This is a genomic window from Sphingobium sp. JS3065, assembly GCF_026427355.1.
GTDB lineage: Bacteria > Pseudomonadota > Alphaproteobacteria > Sphingomonadales > Sphingomonadaceae > Sphingobium.
The window spans coordinates 880,511-891,430 of record NZ_CP102665.1 but is presented as its reverse complement, the minus strand read 5'-3'; the positions used below and the strand labels follow the sequence as shown (position 1 = coordinate 891,430).

Below are 10,920 nucleotides of genomic sequence, written 5' to 3'. Positions count from 1 at the left end.
GGCGGCAGAGGGGCGAATCACCCCTTTCGCTTGCCTCGCCAGGCTGAATTTTCGCTGCGATGCGAAAAAATGCGACGAACAAACAGGCAGGATACGCAATGGCGACCAAAGCTCTCCCCACGATCAGCAATACCGGCGCGAAGAAGCGCATCAGGAAGGTGTTCGGCGACATCCACGAAGTGGTGCAGATGCCGAACCTGATCGAGGTCCAGCGGGAGAGCTATGAACAGTTCCTGCGCTCCGACCCGAAGATCGGCTATGTCTCCGGCCTGGAAAAGACTTTGCGCTCGGTCTTCCCGATCCGCGACTTCGCGGGCACGGCGGAAATGGATTTCGTCCATTACGAGCTGGAAGAGCCGAAATATGACGTCGAGGAATGCCGTCAGCGCGGCATCACCTACGCCGCGCCGATGCGCGTCACGCTGCGCCTGATCGTGTTCGAAGTGGACCAGGACACCGAAACCCGCTCCGTCCTCGATATCAAGGAGCAGGATGTGTACATGGGCGACATGCCGCTCATGACCGGCAACGGCACCTTCATCGTCAACGGAACCGAGCGCGTCATCGTGTCGCAGATGCACCGTTCGCCGGGCGTGCTGTTCGACCATGACCGTGGCAAGACCCACTCGTCGGGCAAATATCTGTTCGCCGCCCGCGTCATCCCCTATCGCGGTTCCTGGCTCGACTTCGAATTCGACGCCAAGGACATCGTCAACGTCCGCATCGACCGCAAGCGCAAGCTGCCGGTCACCGCGTTGCTCTATGCCCTCGGCCTGACGCCGGAGGAGATGCTGGGCTATTTCTACAACAAGGTGGTCTTCGTCCGCGGCGAAGGCGGCTGGCAGATCCCCTTCACCGCCGAAGCATGGCGCGGCCAGAAGCCCGCCTTCGACATCGTCGATGCCAAGTCGGGCGAAGTCGTGTTCGCCGCCGGTCACAAGATTTCGCCCCGCGCCGCCAACAAGGCGGAGAAGGACGGCCTCGAAACCCTGCTGATCCCGACCGAGGAAGTCTATGGCCGCTACAGCGCCTATGACCTCATCAACGAGAGCACCGGCGAAATCTATATCGAGGCCGGCGACGAAGTGTCGCCTGAAAATCTCGAAAAGCTGGACAAGGCGGGCATCGACCGCCTCGAACTGCTGGACATCGACCATGTCACCACCGGTCCCTGGATCCGCAACACGCTGAAGGCCGACAAGGCCGAGGAACGCGACCAGGCGCTGGCCGACATTTATCGCGTGATGCGCCCCGGCGAGCCGCCGACGAAGGAAACCGCCGAAGCCCTCTTCGCCGGCCTCTTCTTCGATCCGGAACGCTATGACCTGTCGGCCGTGGGCCGCGTCAAGCTCAACATGCGCCTCGATCTGGATGCAGAGGACACCGTGACGACGCTGCGGACGGAGGATATCCTCGCCGTGGTCAAGGAACTGGTGAACCTGAAGGACGGCAAGGGCGAGATCGACGATATCGACAATCTCGGCAACCGCCGCGTCCGCTCGGTGGGCGAGCTTCTGGAAAACCAGTATCGCGTCGGCCTCCTCCGCATGGAGCGCGCCGTCAAGGAACGCATGTCGTCCGTCGACGTGTCGACCGTGATGCCGAACGACCTCATCAACGCGAAGCCCGCCGTGGCCGCCGTGCGCGAATTCTTCGGCTCCTCGCAGCTTTCGCAGTTCATGGACCAGACCAACCCGCTGTCGGAAGTCACCCACAAGCGCCGCGTGTCGGCGCTTGGGCCGGGCGGTCTGACCCGCGAGCGCGCCGGTTTCGAAGTCCGCGACGTTCACCCGACCCATTATGGCCGCATCTGCCCGATCGAAACGCCGGAAGGCCCGAACATCGGTTTGATCAACTCGCTGGCCACCTTCAGCCGCGTGAACAAATATGGCTTCATCGAAACGCCTTATCGCAAGGTGATCGACGGCAAGGTGACCAATGAGGTCGTCTATCTGTCCGCGATGGAAGAAGCCAAGCACACCATCGCGCAGGCGAACGCCGAACTGAACGCCGACGGCACGCTGGCCGAAGACCTGATCTCCGCGCGTGAAGCGGGCGAATTCCTGATGGCGCCCAAGGACCATATCACGCTGATGGACGTCAGTCCCAAGCAGCTGGTGTCGGTCGCGGCCTCGCTCATTCCGTTCCTGGAAAATGACGACGCCAACCGCGCGCTCATGGGATCGAACATGCAACGCCAGGCCGTGCCGCTGGTCAGCGCAGAGGCGCCGTTCGTCGGCACCGGCATGGAAGGCACGGTCGCGCGGGATTCCGGCGCGGCCATCACCGCCAAGCGTCCGGGCATCGTCGATCAGGTCGACGCGACCCGCATCGTGATCCGCGCCACCGGCGACATCGCGCCGGGCCAGTCGGGCGTCGACATCTACACGCTCCAGAAGTTCCAGCGTTCGAACCAGGACACCTGCATCAACCAGCGTCCGCTGGTGAAGGTGGGCGACCTGATCGAGGGCGGCGACGTGATCGCCGACGGTCCGTCGACCGAGTTCGGCGAACTGGCGCTGGGCCGCAACACGCTGGTCGCGTTCATGCCCTGGAACGGCTACAACTATGAAGACTCCATCCTGATCTCCGAGCGGATCGTGAAGGATGACGTCTTCACCTCGATCCATATCGAGGAGTTCGAGGTCATGGCCCGCGACACCAAGCTGGGGCCGGAAGACATCACCCGCGACATCCCGAACGTCGGCGAAGAAGCGCTGCGCAACCTCGACGAGGCGGGCATCGTCTATATCGGCGCGGAAGTGGAGCCGGGCGATATCCTGGTCGGCAAGATCACCCCCAAGGGTGAATCGCCGATGACCCCGGAAGAAAAGCTGCTCCGCGCCATCTTCGGCGAAAAGGCGAGCGACGTGCGCGACACATCCCTGCGTCTGCCGCCGGGCGTAGCCGGTACGGTCGTGGAAGTCCGCGTGTTCAACCGCCACGGCATCGACAAGGACGAACGCGCCATGGCGATCGAGCGGGAGGAAATCGACCGCCTCGCCAAGGACCGCGAGGACGAACGCGCCATCCTCAACCGCGCCACCTTCAACCGCCTCCAGGAAATGCTGCTGGGCCAGACCGCCACGGCGGCGCCCAAGGGCGTGCGCAAGGGCATTGAAATCGACGAAGCCCTGCTGGGCGAGGTCGAGCGTCATGAATGGTGGAAGTTCGCGGTCGCGGACGACGCCCGCCAAGCCGGCATCGAAGCGGTCAAGGCGCAATATGACGAAGCGGTGAAGCTGATCGTCGAGAAGTTCGAGGATCGCGTCGACAAGCTGCAACGCGGCGACGAACTGCCGCCGGGCGTGCTCAAGATGGTCAAGGTCTTCGTCGCGGTGAAGCGCAAGCTGCAACCGGGTGACAAGATGGCCGGCCGTCACGGCAACAAGGGTGTGATCTCGCGCATCCTGCCGATCGAGGACATGCCGTTCCTGGAGGACGGCACCCATGTCGACATCGTGCTGAACCCGCTGGGCGTGCCGTCGCGCATGAACGTCGGTCAGATCTTCGAAACCCATCTTGGCTGGGCCGCCCGCGGCCTCGGCCAGCAGCTCAAGCATGCGCTGGAGGATTGGCGCGAAGCCAATCCGAACGCGCAGGCCGGTGAGATGCCGGATGCGGTCAAGACCCGCCTGCTGGAAACTTATGGCGAGCATTATGCCGACCAGATCAACGGCCGCACCGCCGAACAGATCGTCGACTTGGCCGAACATCTTGCACGCGGCGTGCCGATGGCGACCCCGGTGTTCGACGGCGCCCGCGAAGCCGACGTGTCGGCGATGCTGGAACTGGCGGGCCTGCACTCGTCGGGTCAGAGCGATCTGTACGATGGCCGCACCGGCGACCGTTTCGACCGCAAGGTGACTGTCGGCATCATCTACATGCTGAAACTGCACCATCTGGTCGACGACAAGATCCACGCCCGTTCCATCGGCCCCTACAGCCTGGTCACCCAGCAGCCGCTGGGCGGCAAGGCGCAGTTCGGCGGCCAGCGCTTCGGTGAAATGGAGGTGTGGGCGCTCCAGGCCTATGGCGCCGCCTATACCTTGCAGGAAATGCTGACGGTGAAGTCGGACGACGTGGTCGGCCGCACCAAGGTCTACGAAGCGATCGTCAAGGGCGACGACACGTTCGAGGCCGGTATTCCCGAAAGCTTCAACGTGCTGGTCAAGGAAATGCGCTCGCTGGGCCTCAACGTCGAACTCGCCGCGATGGACGAGGTCGAGGACGACGACGGCTTCGCGCAGGCGGCGGAATAAGGGGCAAGCCGGGCGCTGTTTCGGCAGCGCCCCTCCCCCCTCCTTCGCCCGAGAAAATTTTACCCTCTAGAGGGACATGAAATATGAACGAACTGACGAACTTCGCGAACCCGGTCCAGAAGGCGGAAACCTTCGACCAGATCCAGATCGGCCTCGCCTCCCCGGAGCGTATCCGGTCCTGGTCCTTCGGTGAGATCAAGAAACCGGAAACCATCAACTACCGCACGTTCAAGCCGGAACGTGACGGCCTGTTCTGCGCCCGCATCTTCGGTCCGATCAAGGATTATGAATGCCTGTGCGGCAAGTATAAGCGCATGAAGTACAAGGGCATCGTCTGCGAGAAGTGCGGTGTCGAAGTCACGGTGTCGAAGGTCCGCCGCGAGCGGATGGGCCATATCGAACTGGCGGCGCCCGTCGCGCACATCTGGTTCCTGAAGTCGCTGCCTTCGCGCATCGGCCTGCTGCTCGACATGCAGTTGAAGCAGCTTGAGCGCGTCCTCTACTTCGAGAGCTACATCGTCACCGAACCGGGCCTGACCCCGCTCGAAAAGTTCCAGCTTCTGACCGAAGACGAACTGCTCGACGCGCAGGACGAATATGGCGAAGACGCCTTCTCCGCCGGGATCGGCGCGGAAGCGGTCAAGCAGATGCTGATGGACCTCGACCTGGAGGGCGAGAAGCAGGCGCTGCTGGACGAACTGGCCGTCACCAAGTCGGAACTGAAGCCCAAGAAGATCATCAAGCGCCTCAAGGTCGTCGAGAGCTTCCTGGAATCGGGCAACCGCCCCGAATGGATGATCCTGGACGTCGTGCCGGTCATTCCGCCGGAACTGCGCCCGCTGGTTCCGCTGGACGGCGGCCGGTTCGCGACGTCGGATTTGAACGACCTCTACCGCCGCGTCATCAACCGCAACAACCGTTTGAAGCGGCTGATGGAACTGCGCGCCCCGGACATCATCGTCCGCAACGAAAAGCGCATGTTGCAGGAAGCGGTCGACGCCCTGTTCGACAATGGCCGCCGCGGCCGCGTCATCACCGGGGCCAACAAGCGTCCGCTGAAGTCGCTGTCCGACATGCTCAAGGGCAAGCAGGGCCGCTTCCGTCAGAACCTGCTCGGCAAGCGCGTCGACTATTCGGGCCGTTCGGTCATCGTGACCGGTCCGGAACTCAAGCTGCACCAGTGCGGCCTGCCCAAGAAGATGGCGCTCGAACTGTTCAAGCCGTTCATCTACGCCCGTCTCGACGCCAAGGGTCTGTCCATGACCCTCAAGCAGGCGAAGAAGTGGGTGGAGAAGGAACGCAAGGAAGTCTGGGATATCCTGGACGAGGTGATCCGGGAGCATCCCGTGATGCTGAACCGCGCCCCGACGCTCCACCGCCTGGGCATCCAGGCGTTCGAACCCGTGCTGATCGAGGGCAAGGCGATCCAGCTTCACCCGCTGGTCTGCTCGGCCTTCAACGCGGACTTCGACGGCGACCAGATGGCGGTCCACGTGCCGCTCAGCCTGGAAGCCCAGCTTGAAGCCCGCGTGCTGATGATGTCGACCAACAACATCCTCAGCCCCGCGAACGGCAAGCCGATCATCGTCCCGTCGCAGGACATGGTCCTCGGCATCTATTACCTGTCCATGGAACGCGAAGGCGAGCCGGGCGAAGGCATGCTGCTGTCCGACATGCAGGAGGTCCATCAGGCCCTCTATGCCAAGGCCGTCACCCTGCACTCAAAGATCACCAGCCGCGTGCCGCAGACCGACGAAGCCGGCAACCAGTATATGAAGCGGTTCGAAACCACGCCGGGCCGCATGCTTCTGGGCGAATGCCTGCCCAAGAGCCACAAGGTGCCCTTCGACGTCGTCAACCGCCTTCTCACCAAGAAGGAAATCGGCGACGTCATCGACCAGGTCTATCGCCACACCGGCCAGAAGGACACGGTGCTGTTCGCCGACGCCATCATGGCGCTGGGCTTCCGCCACGCATTCCAGGCCGGCATCTCGTTCGGCAAGGACGACATGGTGATCCCGGATTCGAAGGAAGGCACCGTCGCTGAAACCAAGGCGCTGGTGGCCGACTATGAACAGCAATATCAGGACGGCCTGATCACCCAGCAGGAAAAGTACAACAAGGTGATCGACGCCTGGAGCCGTTGCGGCGACGTGGTGGCGAACGCCATGATGGACGAGATCCGCGCCCAGCCCAAGGACGAGAATGGGCGCATGGCCCAGATCAACTCGATCTACATGATGGCCCACTCCGGCGCCCGCGGTTCGCAGGCGCAGATGAAGCAGCTCGCCGGCATGCGCGGCCTGATGGCCAAGCCGAGCGGCGAGATCATCGAAACGCCGATCATCTCGAACTTCAAGGAAGGCCTGACCGTCCTTGAATATTTCAACTCCACCCACGGCGCCCGCAAGGGTCTGGCCGACACCGCGCTCAAGACGGCGAACTCGGGTTACCTGACCCGCCGTCTGGTCGACGTGTCGCAGGACTGCACCATCGTCGAGGAGGATTGCGGCACCGAAAAGGCGCTGGAGATGAAGGCCATCGTCCAGGGCGGTTCGGTCATCGCATCGCTGGGCGAACGCATCCTGGGCCGCACCACGGCGCAGGACATCGTCGACAGCAAGGATGGCAGCATCGTCATCCCGATCGGCACCCTGCTGGACGAAGCGATGATCGCCCAGATCGAGGCGATCGGCACCCAGGCCGTGAAGATCCGCAGCCCGCTGATCTGCGAAAGCAAGATGGGCGTGTGCGGCAAATGCTATGGCCGTGACCTCGCCCGCGGTACGCCGGTCAATATCGGCGAAGCGGTCGGCGTCATCGCGGCGCAGTCCATCGGTGAACCGGGCACGCAGCTTACCATGCGTACCTTCCACATCGGCGGCGCGGCGAACTTCAACGAAACGTCCAACCTGGAATCGATGGCGGACGGCACGATCGAACTGCGCGACATGCCGACCATCACCGACAAGAATGGCCGTCGCCTGTCGCTCGCCCGCAATGGCGAGATCGCGATCATCGACAGCGAAGGCCGCGAGCGCGAAACGCACCGCCTGCCCTACGGCGCCACCATCCTGTTCGCGGATGGCGACACCGTGAAGAAGGGCGACCGCTTCGCCGAGTGGGATCCGTTCACCATGCCGGTGATCACGGAAAAGCCGGGCATCGTGAAATATGTCGACCTGATCGACAACAAGACGCTGACCGAACAGACCGACGAAGCCACCGGCATCGCCCAGCGCGTCGTGACGGAACATCGCGGCGCCGCCCGGACCAAGGAAGACCTTCGTCCGCGCCTCACCCTGCTGGACGACCAGTCCGGCGAAGCCGCCCGCTACATGCTGGCGGTGGGGGCGACCCTGTCGGTGGACGACGGTGCGCAGGTGCAGGCCGGCGACGTGCTGGCGCGTGTCTCTCGCGAAGCCGCGAAGACCCGCGACATCACCGGCGGTCTGCCGCGCGTCGCCGAACTGTTCGAAGCCCGCAAGCCCAAGGACAATGCGATCATTGCCAAGGTGTCGGGCCGCGTGCAGTTCCTCAAGGATTACAAGGCGAAGCGCAAGATCGCCATCAATCCGGAGGATGGCGGCGAGCCGGTCGAATATCTGATCCCCAAGAGCAAGGTGATCGACGTTCAGGAAGGCGACTATGTGAAGCGCGGCGACAACCTGATCGGTGGTTCGCCCGACCCGCACGATATTCTCGAAGTGCTCGGCATCGAGCCGCTGGCTGAATATCTGGTCGCGGAAATCCAGGAAGTCTATCGCTTGCAGGGCGTGAAGATCAACGACAAGCATATCGAGACGATCGTTCGTCAGATGCTGCAAAAGGTCGAGATCATCGAGTCCGGCGACACCACCCTGCTGGTGGGCGAACAGATCGACCGTGAGGAAATGGACGAGATCAACGCGAAGCTCCAGCCGGGCTTCCAGCCTGCGCAGGGCAAGCCGGTGCTGCTGGGCATCACCAAGGCCTCGCTCCAGACCCGCAGCTTCATCTCGGCCGCGTCCTTCCAGGAGACCACCCGCGTCCTCACCGAAGCGGCGGTCCAGGGCAAGAAGGACACGCTGGTGGGCCTGAAGGAAAACGTCATCGTCGGCCGCCTGATCCCGGCGGGCACCGGCGCTGGCATGAACCGCATGCGCGTCGCCGCATCGTCGCGTGACGCGGCGATGCGGGCCGCGCTGCGCGCCTCCGCCCAGGTCGACCTGATCGCACCCAAGACGGCCGCGCAAGAGCATGCCGCCGAACTGGCGCAGGGTCCGGAAGCCGCCATCGGCGACGACCCGCTGGCCGTGGTCCAGGGTGAGGATTTCACCACCGAGGACATGGAATAAGCGCTTTGAAATAAAGGGGCCCGCTTCCTATCTGGGAAGCGGCTTCCCAGCCTTCATGGCTCATCGGCCATGGAAAGAACCCGCCGGAAGCGACAGCTTGTCCGGCGGGTTTTTCTTTTGACGGACGGTCGTCAACGGCCCGGCAATTGTGCGGAAGACCCGCCGCAAACCCTCTTGACCAAAGCCGAATCCCCGCCTATCTGCGCGTCTCCGGTGAGCCGCTGGCCCACTTTGATGCCCGATCGTCTAAAGGTAAGACTACGGACTCTGACTCCGTCAATCGAGGTTCGAATCCTCGTCGGGCATCCAGCTTCCACAGCAGTCGATAAGAGCCACCCAAATGGGAGGGCAAAGGCCTACCCACGCGACCACCCCCATTTACCTGCATTTAGGGATGACCGGCTAAACCGTCGATCGGGTCGCATCTGTGGAGGAGAACAGCTATGTTGAAACTCATCTCGTTCGCGCTGATTTCGACCGTTCCATTGGCGCCGCTTTGCGCCCAAACCCAATCGCAATATCAGACCCAGAACAATCAGTCCGTGTATCAAAGCCAATATCAGGTGAACGGAAGCAATGGCGCCGGTCAGGGACAGGGAGCCGGATCCAACCAGGCGCAGGCGGACTATAATGCATCGGCATCGATCCATAAATCGCCGGTCAGCCCTTCAGGATCGGTGCAGACCCAGACGCAATCCTTGAACGGCGGCGTCAGCCATCAGAAATCGACGACCACCGCGCCCATCTCCACGGGCAAGGGACAGTCAGCCCGCAATGACCTGCTGAAGCAGGGCATCCATCCTGCACATCAAGCCTTTGCCCGGACCTGCACTTCCAGTGCCGGGCATAGGCCCCCTTAACGGAACAGATCGAGATATTCACGAAAGACAAACAAGCGGTTGCGCTGCCGCCCTGTCATTTCCGCTAATATTCCATAAGCGATCAGATCGTTGATCAGCGCCGCGGCGGTGTTGACCGTCGTGCCCAACCGATCGGTCACTATTTTCACGTCCACGACCCACACGCCAATAACGCAACGGGCACAAAGCCTATCTGCCCTCGACGCGGGCAAACCGGCACTCCCTGGCCAGGCGGCGTTCGCTGTCCCAACGGGGCTTGTAGACCGCCATGCCCTTGCGCAACTGCTCGCACGACACGTTCAGGCCCCCGGCGTAGATGATCGCCACCGTCCGCCCCGCGGCGTCTCGCGCCACGGGGATGATGGTGATCGGATCGCGCAGCGAATGTTTGAGGCTGTCCTTGCTCCGCCGCAGGTCGGCGGACGGGCAATTCCCGCCCTTGCCGCATCGGGCGGCGACATCGGCCGCCTCTATGCCGAGCAGCCGGATATGCTCGCCATTCACCCGCAGCGTGCCGCCGTCGACGACCGCCACGGCCGAGGCAAGGAACAAGGCTGCGATCATTCCTCGCGCACCGCCACTGCGAAAGCGGTTTCACCGACAGGAAACATGTCCGCCCCAATTCCCCTTCCATCGCCCAATCTATAACCAAAGAAATATCTTTTATATTTATTCAGTTATAAAAATGATCAAAATAGCAACAATCATCCGCCTATTCGGACAATCCTATCTTAATCTTCAATTTCGCGGATAAATCAATAAGCTTCGCGGGAAGCTGGAGGGGCGCAGGACCATCGGCCCCGTTGAGCGCCTCTCCAGACTTCGCGACGCGGAACACCGCCAAGGGGGGAGGCAGCGGTCAGCGCGACGCAATCAGGACGGGCCGTTCCCCATCCGCCTCAGCCAGCGTCCGCGTGCGGTGGGCCGCGCGCAACTGGTTCATCATGTCGTCCCTCTGCCACACGTCATTGGCGACGATGATCCACGCCTCGAACTTGGAATCGGCGGAGATTCCCTGCGGCAGCGGCGTCAGGCTGCCCATGGTCTTGACCGCGCGCAGCGAAATGCGGTCGATCGTCCGGGATTCGGACGGCTGGGCCAAGGCGACGGCCTGCGGCCGCCCGTTGCCGTCCAGACGGAACTGCACGCGGGCAAAGCCGACCGAACTATGATTGTCGAAGTGCCCGGCGTTCCGGCGCACGCTGTTGGCCAACCGGTTTTCGGTCCGGTTCGACCAATTCCGATAGGTGATTTCCTTTTCCGGTGAAGCAACGACGGTCAGTTGATCGCCGGGCTGTCTGGCACCAACCCCTGTTGAAAGCAGCAGGGATGAGCAAAGCGCCAAAATAAAGGGCTTGGCATGCATGAGGGCCTCCTCTGCCAGGATTTATCGATATCGTTGGAATGCGGCTGCGGCGGTGGTGACCGGCCGAAAAGCAGCACGAAGCTATATATTACAAA

Annotated in this window: 6 protein-coding genes and 1 tRNA gene; 4 read left to right on the top strand and 3 right to left on the bottom strand. The window is 62.5% G+C overall.

Annotated elements, in window-relative coordinates:
• Positions 1 to 98 precede the first annotated feature (98 nt).
• The 4 genes from rpoB to NUH86_RS21450 all read left to right on the top strand — a co-directional run bounded on the left by rpoB (position 99) and on the right by NUH86_RS21450 (position 9,459).
• A complete protein-coding gene (gene rpoB / locus NUH86_RS21465; protein ID WP_267252508.1) occupies positions 99 to 4,262 on the top strand; it encodes a DNA-directed RNA polymerase subunit beta in 4,164 nt (1,387 codons plus the stop codon).
• Between the two features lie 83 nt (positions 4,263 to 4,345).
• Entirely contained in the window at positions 4,346 to 8,599 is a 4,254-nt protein-coding gene (rpoC, locus tag NUH86_RS21460; protein WP_267252507.1) for a DNA-directed RNA polymerase subunit beta', read from the top strand.
• 235 nt (positions 8,600 to 8,834) lie between these two features.
• A tRNA-Gln gene (locus NUH86_RS21455) sits at positions 8,835 to 8,908 on the top strand.
• 134 nt (positions 8,909 to 9,042) lie between these two features.
• A complete protein-coding gene (locus tag NUH86_RS21450; RefSeq protein WP_267252506.1) occupies positions 9,043 to 9,459 on the top strand; it encodes a hypothetical protein in 417 nt (138 codons plus the stop codon).
• Here NUH86_RS21450 and NUH86_RS21445 read toward each other — a convergent pair.
• From NUH86_RS21445 to NUH86_RS21435, 3 genes are all read right to left on the bottom strand, one after another.
• Complete coding sequence (locus NUH86_RS21445; RefSeq protein ID WP_267252505.1) at positions 9,456 to 9,608, bottom strand: hypothetical protein; 153 nt, start codon at positions 9,606 to 9,608, stop codon at positions 9,456 to 9,458. The two genes, NUH86_RS21450 and NUH86_RS21445, sit on opposite strands and share 4 nt — an antisense overlap.
• A 40-nt stretch (positions 9,609 to 9,648) precedes the next feature.
• Positions 9,649 to 10,023, bottom strand: coding sequence for a thermonuclease family protein (locus NUH86_RS21440; RefSeq protein WP_267252504.1), 375 nt, complete (start codon positions 10,021 to 10,023; stop codon positions 9,649 to 9,651).
• Between the two features lie 295 nt (positions 10,024 to 10,318).
• Entirely contained in the window at positions 10,319 to 10,825 is a 507-nt protein-coding gene (locus NUH86_RS21435; protein ID WP_267252503.1) for an energy transducer TonB family protein, read from the bottom strand.
• Positions 10,826 to 10,920 lie beyond the last annotated feature (95 nt).